The sequence below is a fragment of the Flavobacterium zhairuonense genome (assembly GCF_004352915.1).
In the GTDB taxonomy this organism is placed as follows: Bacteria; Bacteroidota; Bacteroidia; order Flavobacteriales; family Flavobacteriaceae; genus Flavobacterium; species Flavobacterium zhairuonense.
The window spans coordinates 1-21202 of record NZ_SJSY01000069.1; the positions used below are offsets into that span (position 1 = coordinate 1).

The following is a 21202-nucleotide window of genomic DNA, read 5'->3' on the forward strand; positions in this document are numbered from 1 at the left end:
ATGGGGTACAGGATCTGTAGTTGGGACAAACCCGATTTCAGGAGCCACCTTGTCTACATATACCACTCCGACCCTTACAGGGAACGCTACGTATTGGGTGAGAATAGAGAATACTACTTCGCCGTGTACTGCCACAAACGGAGGCATTTCGCAAGTGGTGACGGTAAATCCACTTCCAACAGTATCCCCAATAGCTGGCGGAGCAACAACAGTATGTACAGGCCTAACAACACCAGCCTTTACAAACGCTACAACTGGAGGAACATGGTCAATAAACCCAGTTACAGGTACAGCAACAATCGATGGATCAGGAGTTGTGACCGCAGGTAATGCGGGAGATGTAACAGTTGTTTATACCTATTCAAATGGAACATGCTCAAATACAGCAACTACTGCTTTAACAATTAAGCCAAATTACCCGGCGCCAACTGTTGGAACAGTAATAAGACCAACTTGTTCAGCGTTAGGAGGAAGTGTAACATTAGGTGGTTTGCCAGCATCTGGAAATTTATTTGTAGATAATGGAACTACAGTTGTTAGTAGAGCTTTCACTTCGAGTACACCAACAATAGATCAATTAGTGCCAGGAACGTATCGATTTGCTTTAGATAATGGTTGTACAGCAACTTATTCAGCACCAGTAGCAATACTTGCTAATACATTCACTGGAGGTACTTCATGGTCATATGGTTCTAATCCAACATCTGATGATTACGTGGATTTTGCAAGTGATTATACCGTGGCAGCAGACGCGACTTATTGTTCTGTGACCGTTAGCAACGGAGCAAAAGTAGTAGTAAATTCTGGAACAACGCTTACGGTTACAAATGGAGTTCACGTGGTTTCAGGAAGTTATTTAACTTTTAAAACTAGCTCGAATTTAATGCAAGGCAATACAAGTAATACTTTAAATACAGGAAGTATTAACTATGAACGTGATGCCGGCAAAATCCGTCAAGCGGATTATGTATATTGGTCAACGCCAGTTAAGAATCAAACTTTGGCGGCTCTTTCACAATTTACTAGCCCGTCAAAATTATATGCCTACGATGGTACTAAATGGGTGTTTACTCCAAGAACTACCGTAATGACTGCTGGTAAAGGCTACATTGTTAGAGGACCTGATACGTATTCAAATACAACCAAAACTGATTTTACAGGTGTTTTTATAGGAACGCCACAAAATGGTACTTTTACCGGTGAAACAATGGTTGGAGGACAATTTTACTTATTAGGAAATCCATATCCTTCAGCGCTAAGTGCAGATGCTTTCATTACTGCCAATAATACATTATTGGACGGAACATTATATTTCTGGACTCATAATACTCCAGTAGTTTTAATTGGTGCTTATCAATATACCACTGATGATTATGCTGTTTATAATTTGAGCGGAGGCACTGGAACATCTCCAGCTCCATCAAAAGATAATACAGATCTTGATGATCCAAATGATAATTTTCCAAGTGGTTATATTGGCGCAGGGCAAGCATTTTTCGCAGGTACTATTGGATCAGGAAATGTTACTTATACTAATTCAATGCGAAGAAGTAAAGATTCGTCTGGTGGTAATGCGAATGGACAATTCTTTAAACCAGGAAAAACCTCAAAAACAGCAACAATTGAAAAAAATCGTGTATGGTTAAATTTGACCAACGATGGAGGAGCTTTCAAACAATTATTAGTTGCTTATATCGAAGGTGCAACTAATAACTATGAGAGGTTATATGATGGAAAAACTTTCGACGGAAATCAATATTTAGATTTTTATAGTATTAATGAAAATCAAAAATTAGTTATTCAAGGACGTGCTTTGCCATTTACAGATATTGATGAAGTGCCACTAGGTTATCGTACAACGATTGCAGGTGCTTTTACCATTTCGATCGATCATGTTGATGGAAGTATGACTTCTCAAGCTATTTTTATTGAAGATAAAAAGACTGGAACAATCCATGATTTGACTAAGAGCAATTTTACTTTCAATACTGAAATTGGAACTTTTGGAGATCGACTTGTCTTGAAATATACCAATAAGTCTTTAGGAACTGGAGATTTCGAAAATACTGAAAAAGGTATTACAGTTTCTGTTAAAGATAAAGTGATTAAGGTACTGTCTTCAAATGAAACCATTAAAGAAGTTATTGTTTTTGATACAGCTGGAAAATTGCTTTATGACAAAAAGAAAGTAGGTTCAAACGAATTGCAAATTTCAAACTTACAATCAAGCAACCAAGTTTTATTAATTGATATAACGCTTGAAAACGGATATAAAACAACTAGAAAATTAATTTTTCAATAACTAGAAAGATAATTTTCAAATAGAAAAAAAGCCACTTCTTAATTTTAGAAGTGGCTTTTTTTCTTTTAAAAAAATCACTAAAAGTGGGTATTGCAAATATATAAGCCAATTTTTAATTTTAAGAAAATTCGTATAATTATTTATTGATTTGATTTTGATTAGAAAATTACTTTACGCAGTACTCTCGACTATACTTTTAGGAAATATCTTTATTTACGGACAACAAGGAAAAGTCGATGTTACTTTTAACACTCTTGATGACGGCTTAATTGGTGATGGTTTTGACGCCCCGGTTCAGACTTTGTCTTTACAATCGGATCAAAATTTAATAGTTGGAGGTGAATATTTAAACCTAAACGGAAGTTCATCACCTTATTTGACGCGATTAAAACCAGACGGTTCTATCGACGAAAATTTTCATACAGGAACTGGTTTCAACGGGAAAGTATATGCAACATATATTCAGCCCGATGGTAAAATAATCGTTGGAGGCAGTTTTACTTCGTATAATGGCATAAGTGCGGGCAGGCTTATTCGGTTAAATACTGATGGTAGTTATGACGCATCATTTAATACTTTAATTGGTGCCGAAACAGGAATTGTTTATGGTATTGCATTGCAGGCAGACGGAAAAATAATCATAACGGGCAGTTTTACAAAATATAATAGTGTTGCTAAAAGTTATGTTGCCAGAATTCTTACCAATGGCGCTCTTGACACTTCTTTTTCATCAAGTTTTAAATCTACTGTAACAAATGTTAAGGTTTTACCAGACGGAAAAATTTTGCTTTCGGGGAATTTTACTGTTTTTAACAATATTCCGGTTAATAGAATTATTCGTTTAAATAATGATGGTCAACTTGATACGAGTTTTACTATTGGAGAAGGTTTTGATGCGGAAGTCAATGCTATGGAAGTTCAATCAGATGGTAAGATTATCCTCGGAGGAAAATTCACCACTTATAATGGCGGCATTGCAAATCGAATTATTAGACTTATGTCAGATGGTACTGTTGATCCTACTTTCGTCACTGGAACAGGATTCAATTCTGGTATAGTTTACGCTTGTAAAATTGATTCTTTTGGAAATATCATGATCGGAGGGTCTTTTTCCGGAAATTATAATGGAAGTAGTGTTAATCGAGTTTGCTATTTAGATAGTTCAGGTTTTCTTAAAAATGATATTGACTTTGGGGCAGGTCCAGCATCAGCATCGGTTTTTGTTTTAGAAACCGATGCTGAAGGAGCTTGGTATATTGGAGGTTCATTTTCTGTTTTTGATGGTTTGAATCAAGGGAAATTGGCAAAAATTGATTCAGATGGAGAGTATGATACTGGATATTTAGCATCAGGAATTGGTTTTGACAATTCGGTATTTAAAATTCTTCCTTTAGAAAATGGGAAATGTATAGTAACTGGCAATTTTAAAAAGTTCAACAACAATATAGCATCAAGAATTACAAAACTTTTAGAAGATGGCTCATCTGATCCTGAATTTAATTCGGGGCAATTAGGCGCTAATAATTTAATTAAAACAGCGGTTTTGCAATCAGATGGCAAAATTATTCTAGGAGGAAATTTTACAAAATATAATGAAACCTTGATTAATCGAATTGTCCGAGTTTTGCCCGACGGAACTGTTGATCCCTCATTTAATGTAACTTCTGGGTTTAATACTCAAGTTTATGCAATGGCGATTCAATCTGATGGAAAAATTATTGTGGCGGGCAACTTCGCAAAATATAATGATGTAAATGCGGGAAAAATTATTCGGCTTATGCCAGATGGTTCTAGAGATAGTAGTTTCAACGGAGGATCTGGCGCTGATGGTATTATAGAGGCCATTTTAATTCAGCCTGATGGAAAAATTTTGCTAGGAGGCCGATTTGGTACTTTTAATGGAGTTCAATATTCGCATTTGATCCGTTTGAATTCCAATGGAAGTATTGATACTAGCTTCAACATAGGTGATGGTTTCAACAATAATGTTTATGCTTTAGCATTACAGTCTGATCAAAAAATAATTGTAGGAGGTAACTTTATAAGCTTTAACAAAGTTGCACAAAAAAGAATCTTAAGACTCAATTCAAATGGAAGTTTAGATAATACATTCGAGTCGGGTTTAGGTTTTAGTAAAGGAGATGTTCGAAGTATTTTAGTGCAGCCTGATGATCGTATTTTAGTTGGTGGAACTTTTTCAGGAACATATGACGGCAGAGCAGCTTTACGGTTAATGCGATTGTTAAAATCTGGTGCTGTCGATGTTTCATTTGATGCCCGCTTAAACAATAAAGTTTATGCGATGTGTTTTTCATCAGATTATAAACTTTTGGTTGGAGGTGATTTTAATTCGGTTTCAGGAATTTCCAAACACAGAATTGCGAGATTAAAGCTTTGTTTAGAAGCGACAACGTGGAATGGAAATTCATGGTCAAATGGTTTTCCGTCTGGTGGAAAGGAACTGTATTTCAAAGAAGACTATCCAAATTTGACAACATCAAATGTTTGTAGTTGTACTATTGATGAAGGCAAAAAAGTAACTTTGCTGAGTGGAAATACATTGAGTACCGAGTTCGCATATTCTGGTCTAGGCACTTTGATTTTAGAAGATTCGGCAAATTTATATCAGTATGATGGTGATATAATCAATACAGGAATCATTCATTTGAAACGTAATTCATCTCCTATTTTAAAATCAGATTATACATATTGGTCATCTCCCGTGGAAAATCAGAAATTAATTGATCTTTCGCCTAATACTGTTTCAGATCGATTTTTAAGCTATAATCCGAATGTGAAAAATTGGAAATCTGAAAACAATTCAAATGCCATGGCGTCTGGTATAGGATATATTATTCAAGGTCCCAAGGATTTTTCTGCAACTATTCCTAAAATTTATACAGCAACATTTAAGGGAGTGCCACACAATGGAAAAATAGAGGTTAATATGGGACCTGCGGATAGCTTTAATTTGATAGGAAATCCATACCCTTCGACACTCAACGCTGATTTGTTTTTAAAGGAAAATACCTCAAAAATTAAAGGAATAATTTATTTGTGGACACATAACACACCCATAACTAATAATAAATATACTTCAGACGATTATGCCGTTTATAACTTGTTGGGAGGAGTTGGAACTCGTGGCGCCTTGTCGAATGGTATTAACGAAACAATTCCAGATAATACAATTGGAGCTGGGCAAGCTTTTTTTGTTTCAAGTCTAAGTTTGGGCACGGTTGAGTTTAATGATAAGATGCGAATGAAGGAAAAAAACACCTCATTTTATAAACCAACAAAACTCTTTGCAAACACAAAAAAGGATAGCGAAAGACAGAGAATTTGGCTTAATTTAAAAAATGACGAAGGTGTTTTTAAGCAGATTTTGATAGGCTACATTGAAGGCGCAACAAATGGCTATGACATTAGTTATGATGCAGAATCTTTCAACGGTAATAAGTTTGTTGATTTGTACAGTTTATCAGAAAATAAAAACTTAGTTATTCAAGGTAGAGCTTTTCCTTTTGAAGAAACCGATTCAGTACAACTTGGTTATATGTCCAAAATTGAAGGTGACCTCAGCATAAGTATTGATCATATTGACAATGAATTTTCAGAAGTAAATATTTATGTTGAAGACAAAGAATTAAATGTAATGCATAATTTGAAAGATTCACCATATACCTTTAAAACTGGAAAAGGAACTTTTGATACTAGATTTGAATTAAAATACCTTGACAAAAAATTAAACGTCAATGATTTTGAAAAAGCTGAAAATTTGGTTTTTGTTTCGGTGAAAGAGAGACAAATTAATATTTCCGCATCAAAAGAGGTTATTAAGGAAACTTCAATTTTCGATCTCACAGGAAAAATGCTCTATAAAAAAACTAAAATTGATGCTTCTGCTTTTTGCATTGAAAATCTTAATTTTAAAAACCAAGTTTTATTTGTAAAAGTGACTTTGGAAAATGGAAACGTAACATCATCAAAAGTTATTTTCTAAGCGTATAAACTCAATTCAATTATAAAAAACCATTCCTTTTGGGGTGGTTTTTTTTGTATTCTAAAGGAATTAAAAATGGATAATTGGCCTTTTAACATCTGTTTTTCTTTTCATATCAGTCGAGTTAATTGTGGGGTAATAATGTTAAAGTCTTGATTTATAAGTTAAAATTTTATTTTATTGTAAATAAAATCGTACCTTGTTATTGTTTTGATTCGACAAACAACATAAAAGCCCGTTGTAATACATTTAATTGACTTCTGCAGAAAATAATAAGTCTCTTTTATCTGCCTTAAATCTAATTTTTAATTTTAATGCTTCACTTTAGAAACAATAGTGTTTTGTTTCTGTATTGGTATAAGTTTCAGAGTACGCCCTGTATTTTGTTACTGCTTTGAGGTATTTATAATTAAAGATGATTCTGTATCCGCTAGATTCTTTTTTTAATTTTTTAAAATGCCACATTATGAAAAAAAATCTACTTATATCGTTATTTTCTTTCCAATTTTCGAGTTCAATTTTAGTTTATTCGAAGCACCAAAAAGTAGTTGCTTGCATAAAAAAAATGCAATTATGTTGCCTGCTGTTTTTTTTCTATAGCTCTTTGTATGCACAGACCCATACCTATTCATCAGATGGAACTTTATATGTTCCCGCCGGAGTCACTTCAATGGATGTTGAGGCTTGGGGAGCAGGTGGCTCTGGTGGTGGTGCTAGCGGAGCTACTTTAGATGGACGCAGCGGTGGAGGCGGCGGTGGCGGTGCTTATGTAAAAGGAAAAATTGCCACGATACCAAGTACTAGCTTAAGTATTAAGGTAGCTGGTGCTACTGCCAATGGAGCTTCAGGTGGGAATTCTACTATTGTGGGATATGAAGGTATTCTTTTAGCGGCCGGCGGAAAAGGTGGTACACCAAATAATTCAGCAGGAACTCCCGCCGGTGGTAAGGGAGGATTAGATACAGATTCATTTGGTTCTATAAAAAAAACTTCAGGTGTCGATGGTGGAGCAGGAAGTACCGGTGTTATAGGATTATTACAAGGTTCTGGTGCCGGTGGAAAAGGCGGAGATACCGGAGGTGGTGCAGGAGGTTTAGGGATAACAAGTTTGGTTTTAGGAAATGCCGCAGGAAATGCAGGGTCTTCTCCGGGAGGCGGAGGCGGAGGCGCAATGAATTCACTTTTAGGTGGTCCACAAGTTGGTGGAGCTGGTGCATCCGGTCAAATGATTATAAGCTATACATGTCCAACTTATAATATCACAGGAGTGTCAGCATCTCCTGTATGTACTTCATCAGGAAATACAACTATACTATTAACTTCGACATCTGCTTTATTGCCTGTTGGGACTTATACGGTAACTTATAATCTTAGCAATCCGACAAACACTGGGTTAACCGTTTCGATGAATGTAACAACAGCTGGTTCAGGAAGCTTTGTGTTATCAGGTTTTAATACTGCTAGCACCAGAGATATTACAATTACTAAATTGACATCTGGTGATTGTTTTTCAAATATAACAGTAGGTAACACGGCTTCAATAGTAATTTCTTCACCATCTGTTGGAGGAACTGTTGGAGGGGGTACTACAATCTGTAGCGGATTAACAAGTAGTGTCTTAACTTTGACAGGAAATACAGGTACTGTTTTAAATTGGGAATCTTCAGTTAGTCCATTTTCTGTTTGGACACCAATTACAAATACCGCAACGACGTATACTTCTGGTCCTCTTACTCAAACAACTCAATTTAGAGCAGTTGTACAAAATGGAGGATGTGCTTCGGAAAATTCAGTAGCAACTACCGTAACAGTGAATCCAATTCCAGTGCCTACTTTTTCTGCTCAACCGGGATCTTCAGTTTGTGTTAATACAGATGTTACTTATGCCACACAAGCAGGACAAACAAATTATGTTTGGACAGTTCCTGGAATTTTGGGAACAGATTATACGATTATTTCGGGCGGGATTTCATCAACAAACAGTACGGTGACACTGCAATGGCTGACTAACGGAAATAAAACAGTTTCGGTTAAATATTCATCGAATAGTTGTGTGGCAGTTACAAGTGCAAGCAATACAACAACTGCAACAAAAACCGAACGCGGAGCTGTAAATGGAGGTTTGCATATTTGTCAAGGGAATTCAAGTCCGCTATTGACATTGAACAATTATGTTGGAACAATCGTTAGATGGGAGTATGCAGAAGCAATTCCTTATGTTTGGCAAACTATTGCTCATACAGGAGTTACATATCAGCCAGGAATCTTGACCACAAGTACAAGTTATAGAGCTGTTGTGAAAAATGGAACTTGCGCTGAAGAGGCCTCAATCGAAACCAGAATTGATGTAGATCCCAATCCGCCGGCGCCACAAATATTGAGTTTTACGCAGCCAACTTGTAATATTCCTACCGGAAGTATTGTATTAAGCGGATTATCGGGTTCAGGAAATATTTTACAATCTGACGGAACCTTAATTACAAATCACCCTTATTCAGGAAATTCAATAACAATTTCAGGTTTAATTCCTGGAAAATACAAATTTGCAATTGATAATAGTTGTTTGATAACATATTCCACAGAAATTACTATACAAGCTAATACTTGGAATGGGACAACTTGGTCTTATGGCATCCCGCCTACAATAAATAATATTGTAGATTTTCAAGAAGATTACAATTTGGGTAACGATATTAATGCGTGCTCTTGTACCATAAGTAATGGAGCAGCTGTAACCATTCAGAATGGTAAAACCTTGAATGTTGTTAACGGTATTCATGTCACCGATGGAAGCTTAACTTTTGCAGAAGGAGCAAGTATATTGCAGTCAAGTCCTGATAATAATTTGAATACAGGTATTATTCATTATAAACGAAATAGCCAGCCAATTAGACAAGCTGATTATGTGTATTGGTCTTCGCCAGTGAAAAATCATAAGTTGATAGATGTTTCGTCTCAAACAGATCCTGATAAATTCTTTAGCTACGATGGTACAAAATGGGTAGGAGAGCCCACCAATAAAGTAATGACTGTTGGAAAAGGATATATAATTCGCGGACCAGAAACTTTTTCAAATACGGTAAGAAATCCGTTTGCGACAGTTTTCATTGGCACTCCAAATAATGGCGATATTACTGGAGAAACCGTGACTGCAAATAAATTTTATTTGATAGGAAACCCTTATCCTTCTGCACTTCATGCAGATGATTTTATAGAAGCAAATAAAACATTACTTGATGGGACTTTGTATTTCTGGACGCATAACACACCTGTTGTTTTAGTTGGCGCTTACCAATATGCAACAGACGATTATGCAACCTATAATTTAACAGGAGGTGTGGGAACTGGAAGTGCAGCTCCTTCAGGAACCAAACCAGGTAATAATGGTTACCCTCCGCTTGGTTATATTGCGGCAGGACAGTCTTTTTTTGCTGAAACTATAGGCAATGGAACGATAGTTTTTAATAATTCAATGCGAAGAGGTGGCAATACAAATTCTCAATTTTTTAAAATTAATGGAGAATCAAAAGAGTCAACAATCGAAAAAAATAGAGTTTGGCTTAATATGACCAATGCTGAAGGTGCTTACAAACAATTGTTAGTTGGTTACATCGAAGGAGCAACAAACGAATACGACAAAAAATACGATGGAAATAGTTTTGACGGAAATAAATATTTGGACTTTTATAGTATCAACGAAGAATATAAATTAGCAATTCAAGGACGTGCTTTGCCTTTTAAAAGTACTGATATGGTTCCGTTAGGTTATCGAACTACACTTGCTGGGGATTTTACAATTTCGATTTATCAGGTTGATGGCAAATTAACCATTCAGCCTATTTATTTAGAAGATAAAAAATTGGGTAAAATCCATGATTTACGTAAAGGCAATTATACTTTTAGTACAGAAATCGGAACTTTTTCTGACCGATTCGTACTTCGATATACTGATAAAACATTAGGAATTGATGAGGTTGTCAGTGATGAAAATAAGATAAAGGTTGTGATAAAATCAAACGACATGAAAGTAATATCTACTAAAGAGTCAATAAGCAAGGTGGCTGTTTTTGACCTTTCGGGTCGACTTCTTTTTGAAAAGAAAAATATTAATGCAACTGAATTGCAAATATTGAATTTCCGTTCTGCGAACCAGGTTTTATTGGTGAAAGTGACTTTGGAGAATGGAAACACTACAACAAAAAAAGTAGCATTTTAAAAACAAGAGAATTCAAAAAGCAGTTAAGGATTTTAATCTTAACTGCTTTTTGAATTCTAAATAAATATTGTTTACACACTCTTTCGAAGATTTTCATGTGTATTTGTAATTGCCTTTTTATTCTTGTAATCAATCCATTTTTGGCCTTTTAGCTTTCGCATCAAAATATCAAAATGGCGCATGATAAAAACATTATATGCGGCCTTTGATAAATTAGAGATGTTTTGTGGAAAGGAACGCAAGCTCATCGAAAATCCTGGAGTCAGATATTTCATATAATGCCAATATCCTTCGGGCATATAAAGCATTTCTCCATGTTTGAGATTGGTAATGTAGCCTTCAGCATTTTTTAGAGCTGGAAATTTTTCGTAATCTGGATTATCAAAATCGATGTCTTCTCTTGAAATCAAGGCATGAGGAACTTTATACATGAATTTTGATTGATTTGGTGGAAAAATCATGCATTGTTTTTCGCCATGAAAATGAAAATGCAAAATGTTCGAATAATCGATATCAAAATGCATAAAGACTTTTGAGTTTTCTCCCCCAAAAAATAGCATCGGCATTTGCTTGACTAATCGTAAGCCAATTTCAGGCCATTTAAAGTCATTATTTAAAGAGGGAACCTCTTTCATGAAGTTATAAAGAAAGATGCGGTAATTGGTAGGTTTTGATTCTAAAAGCGTTATATAATCACTCATTTTCATTTTCAGATGGGCTTCATTAAAGCCATCTTTATGATTAACAGGTCGGTCATCGTATAATGGTACTGTAATATCGCCTGCGATTTCTTTTATATAGGATAATTTCCATTTATGATAAGCTGGCCAATCTTCAGTCAACTCTTCAATAACAACGGGAATTTGTTTTTTGACATATTGGGAAATAAAATCAGCTTTTGAGATTTTTTTTACCCTTTCGATTTGTTTTAACTTCATCTTAATTAAATAAAAAAATTGCTTATAACTCTATGTTATAAGCAATTTAAAAATATTTGTCGAGAAAGATGAACGCTATTACTTAAATTTTTGATTTAATCGAATGTTCAATATTTCGTTCAATTGTATGTCCTGGTCTTGACCATTTTGGTTTTTCTCCCAATGGTGCAAATTGTGAATCAGCAGCTTCAACTGTTTTTGGCTGTGAAACTTTTGTAAAAGGTTTTTGTGGATTTAATCCTAAAAGTTCAAACATTTTCATGTCTTCATGAACATCAGGATTTGGCGTTGTAAGCAATTTGTCTCCAGCAAAAATTGAGTTTGCTCCAGCAAAAAAGCACATTGCTTGTCCTTCGCGGCTCATATTTGTTCTTCCTGCTGATAAACGAACTTGAGTATCAGGCATTACAATTCTAGTTGTAGCAACCATTCTGATCATTTCCCAGATTTCAACTGGTTTTTCATCTTCCATCGGAGTTCCTTCAACAGCAACTAATGCATTAATTGGCACTGATTCTGGTTGCGGATTTAAAGTGGAAAGCGCCACAAGCATTCCTGCTCTGTCTTCGATGCTTTCGCCCATTCCAATAATTCCACCGCTACATACGGTAACATTCGTTTTACGAACATTTTCGATGGTTTCTAAACGGTCTTCAAAAGCACGCGTTGAAATGACATCTTTATAATAATCTTCAGAAGTATCTAAATTATGGTTGTAAGCATATAAACCTGCTTCTGCTAAACGCTGTGCTTGGTTTTCAGTAATCATTCCCAACGTACAGCAAACTTCCATGTCAAGTTTGTTAATTGTACGAACCATTTCTAAAACCTGATCAAATTCTTCACCATCTTTTACGTTTCTCCAAGCAGCTCCCATACAAACGCGAGATGATCCGCTTGATTTTGCACGCAAAGCTTGCGCTTTCACTTGGCTTACACTCATTAAATCATTTCCTTCAACGCCTGTGTTGTAACGTGCTGCTTGAGGGCAGTAACCACAGTCTTCTGGACATCCTCCAGTTTTGATAGATAATAAAGTCGATACCTGAACTACATTCGGATCGTGGTTTTTCCTGTGAACGGTTGCAGCTTCATACAGAAGATCCATTATAGGCTTATTATATATGGCGATTATCTCGTCTTTAGTCCAATTGTGTTTTGTAATGCTCATTGATACATTGTTTTTGAAGTCTCAAAAGTAGTTAAATTGTTCTAATCAACCAATGAAGTGTTTTGTAAATGAATATTTGACAGCTATTTTCAAAAAAGAAACACTCTAAAATCATAAAAATGTATAATTCTATGATTTTAGAGTGCTAAATGTTATTTTTTATTTTGAAATGTTAATCGGCAACATATTTATTGCCCCAGTAAAGCATCATCAAAAAAGTTACGATGACCGAAGAGGCAATTCCTTCAAAAAGCAAGCAAATGCAATAAGTTGGAACAGAAGGATTTCCGCCAAACATAAAAGTCTCAGATAAGGTTTGTACATAGGCATCTCCGCCACGTGCATAGCTGTAAACAAGTAATCCGAAAACGCTCATTGACACGCCAACTACTGAAGTTGCCATGGCAGAAACGGCATTCGACACAAAATTGGTTTCTCCTTCATGCAGGTTCATTTGCATCGTTCTGTTTACGCCATAAAAGATAAAAAAGATATTTAGGGTACGTAAATAAAACAAATCTGCTAGACCCAATAGATTCATCAATAAAAAATAAATGCCTATTCCGATGAAAATCAAAAACCCGTTGGTAATTTCTTTAGGTAGTTTCATAGTGGTTATTTTTAAAGAAGTTAATAGTAAATATTTGGAAAACAGAGTTCTATATCAAATTTACTAAAAAAATAACTACGATGATTTAAAAAACGCCAAAACTATGCGGTCAAAAATTTTAAAGTTGGCTAATAAATGCTTGGGCGTTGATTTTATCTTGATTTAATTGTTCTTTCAATAAATCAACAGATCCAAATTTTTGTTCTTCACGAAGATAATGAAGCAAAGAAACCTCAATTTTTTGCCCATAAATATCTGCATCAAAATCAAAAAGATTTACTTCAATGGTTTGTTTTTGCCCATTTACAGTTGGATTGAATCCAATATTCATCATTCCAAAAACTTCTTTTTCGTTCACAATTGCTTTTACAGCGTAAACTCCGATTTTCGGAATCAATTTATAATCTTCTTCAATTTGAATATTTGCAGTTGGAAAACCAATTGTTCTTCCTAATTGTTTTCCTTTGACAATTTCCCCAGTTAAAAAATAATCATAGCCAAGATAATCATTGGCCAGAGCAATATTTCCTTCATCAAGTGCTTTTCTGATTTTTGTAGAACTAACAGAAACATCTTGAATTTCTTGAGCCGAAATTTGCTCAACTTCAAAACCATATTCCAAACCAAAGGCAATTAGATTGTCAATATTTGCAGTTCTGTTTCTTCCAAAACGATGGTCATGCCCGATAATTATTTTTTGAATCTGAAATTGATCTACCAAAATTGACTTCACAAATTCTTCGGCAGTTAATCTTGAAAAACTTTCATTGAATGGATGAATTACCAGATTTTCAATTCCTGTTGCTTCAAGAAGTTTTGTTTTTTCGGCAATTGTGTTTAAAAGCTTTATTTCTGATTTCTCTTGCAGTACCATTCTTGGATGCGGAAAAAATGTAAGTACTAAACTTTCATATTTGCCATTTTCGGTATTCTGCGTAATTCTTTCAAGAATTTTTTTATGACCAATATGCACGCCATCAAAGGTGCCAAGTGTTAAAATTGTTTTCTTGGTCGAATGGAAATCGTTTATAGAATGAAAGAGCTTCAAAACAAATTATTTAAGATGCTGCAAATTTATACTATCTATTTTAAATTTGACACTAAGCCGAATTGATTTTTTTGAGTTGCTGAGGTTTCTTTTTGTGAAAATTGACCAACTCGTCGACTAAAAAACGTTAAATGTCGTTTATATGTAAGAATTTCATTTAATTGACTTAATTTTGATTTATAAATGCCACTTGATATGAAAAAACAATTACTCTATTTATTTCTTATTTTTAACTGTACTGTTTTAAGTGCTCAAAACAATGATTTGTGGCAAAAAGTAAGCGGAAATTCTGCGTTGAGCAAAAGAATAAACGCTTCAGATTCTGATAAATACTATAAATTGAATTCAGAACTTCTTCAAGCAAAACTGGCGTCAGCAACCGGAAAAGGATCAAAAAGCAATACGTCTGAAATTACAATTCCAAATTCTTCAGGTATTTTAGAACGTTTTACAGTTTGGGAATCTTCAAATTTTGAATCAGGACTTCAAGCCAAATATCCAGAAATCAGATCTTATGAAGGAAGCGGTTTAGATGATAAATTGGCTAAAATTCATTTTAGTGTTTCGCCTTTGGGATTACAAACTATGGTTTTTCGTTCAGATAAATCAACTGAATTCATTGAAGCAAATCCAGATGATAAAACAGAATATGTTTTGTTCTCAAAAAAATCTTCGACTTCAAAAAGTCTGATCTGTAAAACAGATGATGCACTTTTGACTAATACTAACACGGGAAAAACCGCGAAAGAAGCATCAAGTGCCAAGATTTTCAAAACAATTCGTCTTGCACTTTCTTGTACTGGAGAATACACGGCATTTTTTGGCGGAACAAAAGCACAGGCACTTGCGGGAATGAACGCTACATTGACTCGTGTAAATGGCGTTTTCAATAAAGATTTGGCAGTAAAATTAGTTTTGATTGATAATAATGATGCTGTAATTTATACAGATGCAACTACAGATCCGTATTCAAATGCATCAACAGGTGCTGATGGAGCTTGGAATCAAGAAGTCCAAACTACTTTAACAAATGTGATTGGGAATGCAAATTATGATATTGGGCATTTATTTGGCGCTTCGGGCGGTGGAGGAAACGCAGGTTGTATTGGATGTGTGTGTACAAATCCAACGACAAATGTGCCTTTAGGAAAAGGAAGCGCTTACACATCTCCTTCAGATGCAAAACCACAAGGAGATACTTTTGATATTGATTTTGTGGCGCATGAATTCGGGCATCAATTAGGTGCAAATCATACTTTTTCGTATGATTCTGAAGAAAGAACAAGCGTAAATGTTGAACCAGGAAGTGGTTCTACTATTATGGCTTACGCAGGAGTTACTGGTGATTATGATATTCAAAATACTTCTGATGATTATTTTGCATATGTAAGTATTAGGCAGATTCAAAATACATTGGCTTCAAAAAGTTGTCCGGTAAATACAGCCATAACAAATAACCCACCCACGATTAATGCTGGAAATGATTATACAATTCCAATTGGTACTGCCTTTGTCTTAACTGGAACCGGTTCAGATCCCGAAGGAGATTCGGTTACTTATACTTGGGAAGAAAATGATAATGCGACCACAACTTCAGGAAGTACTAGTATTGCTTATCCAACAAAACCAGATGGTCCATTGTTTCGTTCGGTAATTCCAACTGCAGGAGGTACAGTTCGCTATATGCCAAAGCTTGATTATGTTCTTCAAAATAGACTCACCACGACATGGGAATCTGTTTCATCAATTGCAAGAACATTGCATTTTACTTTGACAGGACGTGATAATGCTGCTCAGGGTTCAGCTCAGACGAATACTGACGACATGGTTGTGAATGTGGTTTCAACGGCCGGTCCGTTTACAGTGACTTCTCATGCAAATGATAATGTAAGTTGGTGGCAAGGTTTGTCGGAAACTGTAACTTGGGATGTAAAAAATACCAACTCACTTCCAGGTTCATCAACTGTAAATATCAAATTATCTACTGACGGAGGATTGACATTTCCTATAACATTGGTATCAAACACGGCAAATGATGGTAGTGAAACTATTGTATTGCCAACAAGTGTTCCGTCATCTAAAAATTGCAGAATTTTGATTGAACCAACAGGAAATATTTTTTATGCCATAAACAGCAAGGCGTTTGCGGTTGGATATACTTCAACAGCAAGCTGTGATTCGTATAGTTTTGGAAATTCATTCTCAATTCCTAACACAACGACATTTGTTACTCGAACAATAACAGTTCCGGCAACTGATGCGACAGTAACAGATGTAGATGTTTCTGTGAATATAACACACGATAAATTTTCTGATATAGAACTTCAAATAGTTAGTCCAGCTGGAACTGTCGTTAGATTGTTCAATAAAAATTGCGGATCGACAAAATCTACTTTAGCAATGCAGTTTAACGATTCAGGTGCGGCATTAGATTGTAATGCAACGACTGAACAAATCGTTTTGCCTGTTGATGTATTGAGTGCTTTTAATGGTCAGAATGCGCAGGGAACGTGGACTTTTAGAGTCAGAGATGCTGTGGTTGGAAATTTCGGGACTTTAAATTCAGCTTCCATAAACATTTGTAGTCAAACCTATACTTTGGCAACACCAGATTTTGAAAATATTGATTTTAGTATTTATCCAAATCCAAATAAGGGAAATTTTACGATTCAGTTTGAAAGTCAAGCTGAAACAGGAGTTAAGATATTTGTACATGATATTTTAGGAAAAACAGTTTACTCAAAAACCTTTGATTTGACATCAAATTTTAATCAAAATATTCAGCTTCCAAATAGCACTTCAGCCGGAGTTTATTTGGTAACGGTTATTGATGGAAATCGAAGAACAGTAAAAAAGATAATAGTGAACTAAAATTTTAAAAATCTCAATAAATTAAATTCCAAATTTCAATCGAAAAGCCTTTCAATTGAAATTTGGAATTTTTATTTGAGTTAGTTTTTTTTGGAATTTAAGATTCTACGAGTTTGCCATCGCCATGCAGACAATACTAATTTTTGCTCCCGGAATTTTCAATACTGCTTTTGAGCATGCTTCCAGAGTTGATCCAGTTGTCAAAACATCATCAACAATTAAAAAATGTTTGTGGTGATTTTCTTCGGAAAATTTGACATCAAATATGTTTTCAATGTTTTCTGTTCTTCCCAAAAGATTCTTTTTGGATTGTGTTTTGGAATATTTTTTTCGGAACAAAATACGGTCATCAAAAGTGAGATTTAGCCCTTCTGAAAGCGCTTTTGCAAATGTTGTTACTTGATTGTAACCGCGTTCCTTGAATTTTTTCGGATGAAGCGGTACAGGAATGACAGTTTCAAACGGATGATTTAGTTTTAATTCTTTTAAATCCTCGGCGTACCAAAAGCCCAAAATTGTCCCGATTTCTTCATGACCTTTGTATTTTAAATTATGAATAAGTTCCTGAACAATTCCTTTTTTTATAAAATAGAGTAAAGCTGATGCATGTTCAATTTCTATTTTTCCATAAAATTTTTTGGCTGCTTCGTTTTCTTTATTCAAATGATATTGTGTCAGAGGCATTTCATGGCGGCATTTCGAGCATAAAACAATCTCATTAGTCTGCAAAATTTGACGGCAGCCAGTGCAAACTTTAGGGAAAAATAGATTTATTATGAAATTAAACACAAATAGAAAGAATTTGGTTACAAAAATAACAAAAACAGCCTGTCAATCTTTATTATTTTTCTTTTTTTTAAAACTGATTTTTATATTTTTGCATCACTATGGCAAAACAAGACGATTTATTTAAGAATGTGGTTTCGCACGCAAAAGAGTACGGATTTATTTTTCCGTCAAGCGAAGTATACGATGGATTGAGTGCAGTGTATGATTATGCACAAAATGGTGTCGAATTAAAAAAGAATATCCGTGAATATTGGTGGAAATCAATGGTTCAGATGAATGAAAATATTGTCGGCTTAGACGCGGCAATATTGATGCACCCAACGACCTGGAAAGCTTCGGGCCACGTTGATGCTTTTAATGACCCTTTGATTGATAATAAAGATTCTAAAAAAAGATATAGAGCTGACGTTTTAGTAGAAGATTATGCTGAAAAAATCAATCTGAAGGCTAAAAAAGAAATCGAAAAAGCAAAAGCTCGTTTTGGCGATGCATTCAACGAAGAGGAATTTGTGACTACAAATGCTCGTGTAATTGAATATTTGGCTAAAGAAAAAGAAATCAGAGAGCGTTTAGGACGTTCTTTGGGCGCTGGTGATTTAGCTGATGTTAAAGCTTTGATCGAAGAGCTTGAAATCGCTGATCCTGAGACAGGTTCTAAAAACTGGACAGAGGTTAAACAATTTAACTTGATGTTTGGAACAAAACTAGGAGCATCTGCAGAAAATGCGATGGATCTTTATTTGCGTCCAGAAACGGCACAAGGTATTTTTGTAAACTTTCTAAATGTTCAGAAATCGGGGCGTATGAAAGTTCCTTTTGGAATTGCACAGACTGGAAAAGCGTTCAGAAACGAAATTGTTGCAAGACAATTCATTTTCCGTATGCGTGAATTCGAACAAATGGAAATGCAATTTTTCGTTCGTCCAGGAGAAGAAATGAAATGGTACGAGCACTGGAAAAATACACGTTTAAACTGGCACTTATCTTTAGGATTAGGAAAAGAAAACTACCGTTTCCACGATCACGAAAAATTAGCGCACTATGCAAATGCAGCTGCAGATATTGAATTTAATTTCCCTTTTGGTTTCAAAGAACTTGAAGGAATTCACTCTCGTACAGATTTTGACTTAAAAGCGCACGAAGAATATTCAGGAAGAAAGCTTCAATATTTTGATCCTGAATTGAATGAAAACTATGTGCCATACGTAGTTGAAACGTCTGTAGGTCTTGATCGTATGTTTTTGGCTGTTTTTGCAACATCGTTGCAAGAAGAAGCTTTGGAAGATGGTTCAACTAGAACGGTATTGAAATTGCCAGCAGTTTTAGCGCCAACTAAGGCAGCGGTTCTTCCATTGGTTAAAAAAGATGGATTGCCAGAAATTTCAAGAAAAATAATCGAAGATTTGAAATGGGATTTCAATGTGGCTTATGATGAGAAAGATGCAGTGGGTCGTCGTTACAGAAGACAAGATGCTCTTGGAACGCCTTTCTGTATCACGGTTGATCACCAAACTTTGGAAGATGAAACTGTAACTATTCGTCATAGAGATACAATGAAACAAGATCGTGTAAAAATCTCTGAATTAAGAAGTATTATTGAAAACGAAGTTTCAATGAAAAACTGGTTGATGAAAATGTAATTTTTGTTAATTAACACTATATAGATCCCAAATTCCTAGCTGGAGTTTGGGATTTTTTTACTTTTGAAAAGTGCATTTCGTCGAACATTTATGCATTTCGTCTTTATGTATTAACATTTTGACGTAATGTGTTAACAATGAAATGTTTGCATAAATGAATTGCGTAAATTTAATTGCGCATCATACACAAAATTGGAAAATGAATGGATTGCTATAAAATGCGATGATTCACTTTTAAAATTGATTAAAACCAAATTGAAAAAATATTCGTACATCATAATTGACAATGACGCTGAGAGTGTTTTGAAAACCAGAATTGTTGCAGAGGGTTTTTCAGAATTAACTTTTATAGCCTCTGCTACGAATTATCAGCTCGGGCTGAATTTGGTTTTAGAACACAAACCGTATTTTGTTTTCTTAGAAATTGATTCTGAGAATGCGCAGAGTAATTTGTCTTTGGCTTTTATTGGGGAATTGTATCGTTATTTATCGGTGATTCCGAAAATCATTATTACAACTTCTAAAAAAGATTTTGCTTTTGACGCAATTCAATACGGCGTTTTTGATTATATTATCAAACCTTTGACTCATGTCGATGTTGTAAAAACACTTTTGAAACTTGAAAAATCGTTTTTAGGGGCAAAAGAGCAAAAAACTATCGAAATTGAGCCACATGCCGAGATTGTGAAAGAAAGTGCCACAACTGTCGAAATAATGCCTTTAAATGAAGGAGAGAGTCAAATTGCCGAAAAAGAAGAAGCTTCGATAGTTGTCAAAGAATGGCAAGTGCCACAAATTATCGAAAAGCCATTAATACTTTGTATAAAATCGTATGGAGATTATCGTTATATGAATGCTGCAGATATTTGTTACTTCCAGGCCGATAATAATTCGACAGATATTTATTTAAGTTCAGGCGAAATGGTGACAGCTTTCAAAACCTTAAAGCATTTTGAAAGTATTTTAGTACATCCGTTTGTGCGGATTCACAACAGTTACATCATCAACCAAAATTACATTTCTCGTATTCATAACGGAAACTCAGTTTGTTACATTAAAAACTCTCCTAAAAAGATTCCTTTTTCTAAAACTTACAAAGGAAATGTTGATCTAATAATTGCCAATTTTACTGCAGGAAATTATATAGAGGTCTAAATATTAGATATTTACACGAATTTGACGCCCAGTGACTATCATTTGGGCATGATCTACCATAAACTCGATTTTTCATGTAAATTTTTTTTGTCAATGGGTATAATTTTACATCATCGATTCGCAGAGAGCGGTCAGCCCCAAAGACAAAAAAAATCAAAAACATTTAAAACCTCAGGTCATGAAAAAAACAGCTTTAACATTCGGATTATTTTCTTTAGTAGTAGTTGCAACTTCTTTTGCAGCTCCAATAACAAATTCTGCTGAGCAAGATACTATCATTGGGAATCAGTCAACTGGACGTGATAGAAAAGTCGACTTTCATACTACAACTAATGATTTAAAAAACAACCAATCTGAAGGATTTCGTCAAGACAGACAATCTCTAGGAAACACTATAAAACTTGACTAAAAACCAAGTTTAATTATACAAAAAAAGGCTGCCAAATGAGGACAGCCTTT

General features: G+C 34.9%; 12 protein-coding genes. 7 read left to right on the forward strand and 5 right to left on the reverse strand.

Annotated elements, in window-relative coordinates:
• The 3 genes from EYY60_RS06830 to EYY60_RS06840 all read left to right on the forward strand — a co-directional run.
• Positions 1-2302 (forward strand): T9SS sorting signal type C domain-containing protein (locus EYY60_RS06830; RefSeq protein WP_132988640.1); only part of this gene is annotated, 2302 nt, incomplete at its 5' end.
• 154 nt (positions 2303-2456) lie between these two features.
• Positions 2457-6305, forward strand: a complete 3849-nt coding sequence (locus EYY60_RS06835) for a T9SS sorting signal type C domain-containing protein (protein ID WP_132988641.1) — start codon at positions 2457-2459, stop codon at positions 6303-6305.
• A 466-nt stretch (positions 6306-6771) separates the two neighbouring features.
• The gene (locus EYY60_RS06840) at positions 6772-10521 is read left to right on the forward strand and encodes a T9SS sorting signal type C domain-containing protein (RefSeq protein WP_162847858.1); all 3750 of its coding nucleotides are present in this window, start codon (positions 6772-6774) and stop codon (positions 10519-10521) included.
• Between the two features lie 71 nt (positions 10522-10592).
• On the opposite strand, the gene EYY60_RS06845 is transcribed toward EYY60_RS06840, so the two are convergent.
• The 4 genes from EYY60_RS06845 to EYY60_RS06860 all read right to left on the reverse strand — a co-directional run bounded on the left by EYY60_RS06845 (position 10593) and on the right by EYY60_RS06860 (position 14288).
• Entirely contained in the window at positions 10593-11459 is an 867-nt protein-coding gene (locus EYY60_RS06845) for a cupin-like domain-containing protein (RefSeq protein WP_132988643.1), read from the reverse strand.
• Positions 11460-11541: 82 nt separating this feature from the next.
• A complete protein-coding gene (bioB, locus tag EYY60_RS06850; RefSeq protein WP_132988644.1) occupies positions 11542-12630 on the reverse strand; it encodes a biotin synthase BioB in 1089 nt (362 codons plus the stop codon).
• A gap of 172 nt (positions 12631-12802) precedes the next feature.
• A complete protein-coding gene (locus EYY60_RS06855) occupies positions 12803-13240 on the reverse strand; it encodes a hypothetical protein (protein ID WP_132988645.1) in 438 nt (145 codons plus the stop codon).
• A 118-nt stretch (positions 13241-13358) separates the two neighbouring features.
• The gene (locus EYY60_RS06860) at positions 13359-14288 is read right to left on the reverse strand and encodes a bifunctional riboflavin kinase/FAD synthetase (protein WP_132988646.1); all 930 of its coding nucleotides are present in this window, start codon (positions 14286-14288) and stop codon (positions 13359-13361) included.
• 195 nt (positions 14289-14483) lie between these two features.
• Between EYY60_RS06860 and EYY60_RS06865 the strand changes: the two genes are divergently transcribed.
• On the forward strand, positions 14484-17159 hold the full coding sequence (locus EYY60_RS06865; RefSeq protein ID WP_132988647.1) for a zinc-dependent metalloprotease: 2676 nt from the start codon (positions 14484-14486) through the stop codon (positions 17157-17159).
• Positions 17160-17264: 105 nt separating this feature from the next.
• On the opposite strand, the gene EYY60_RS06870 is transcribed toward EYY60_RS06865, so the two are convergent.
• Positions 17265-17843, reverse strand: a complete 579-nt coding sequence (locus EYY60_RS06870; protein WP_132988648.1) for a ComF family protein — start codon at positions 17841-17843, stop codon at positions 17265-17267.
• 203 nt (positions 17844-18046) lie between these two features.
• Between EYY60_RS06870 and EYY60_RS06875 the strand changes: the two genes are divergently transcribed.
• From EYY60_RS06875 to EYY60_RS06885, 3 genes are all read left to right on the forward strand, one after another.
• Positions 18047-19588 carry a glycine--tRNA ligase gene (locus EYY60_RS06875; protein WP_132988649.1) on the forward strand — a complete coding sequence of 514 codons (1542 nt, stop codon included), beginning with the start codon at positions 18047-18049 and terminating at the stop codon, positions 19586-19588.
• A gap of 255 nt (positions 19589-19843) precedes the next feature.
• Positions 19844-20743, forward strand: a complete 900-nt coding sequence (locus tag EYY60_RS06880) for a LytR/AlgR family response regulator transcription factor (protein WP_132988821.1) — start codon at positions 19844-19846, stop codon at positions 20741-20743.
• A gap of 178 nt (positions 20744-20921) precedes the next feature.
• Positions 20922-21152: a hypothetical protein gene (locus EYY60_RS06885; protein WP_132988650.1), complete on the forward strand. Its 231-nt coding sequence runs from the start codon at positions 20922-20924 to the stop codon at positions 21150-21152.
• Positions 21153-21202 lie beyond the last annotated feature (50 nt).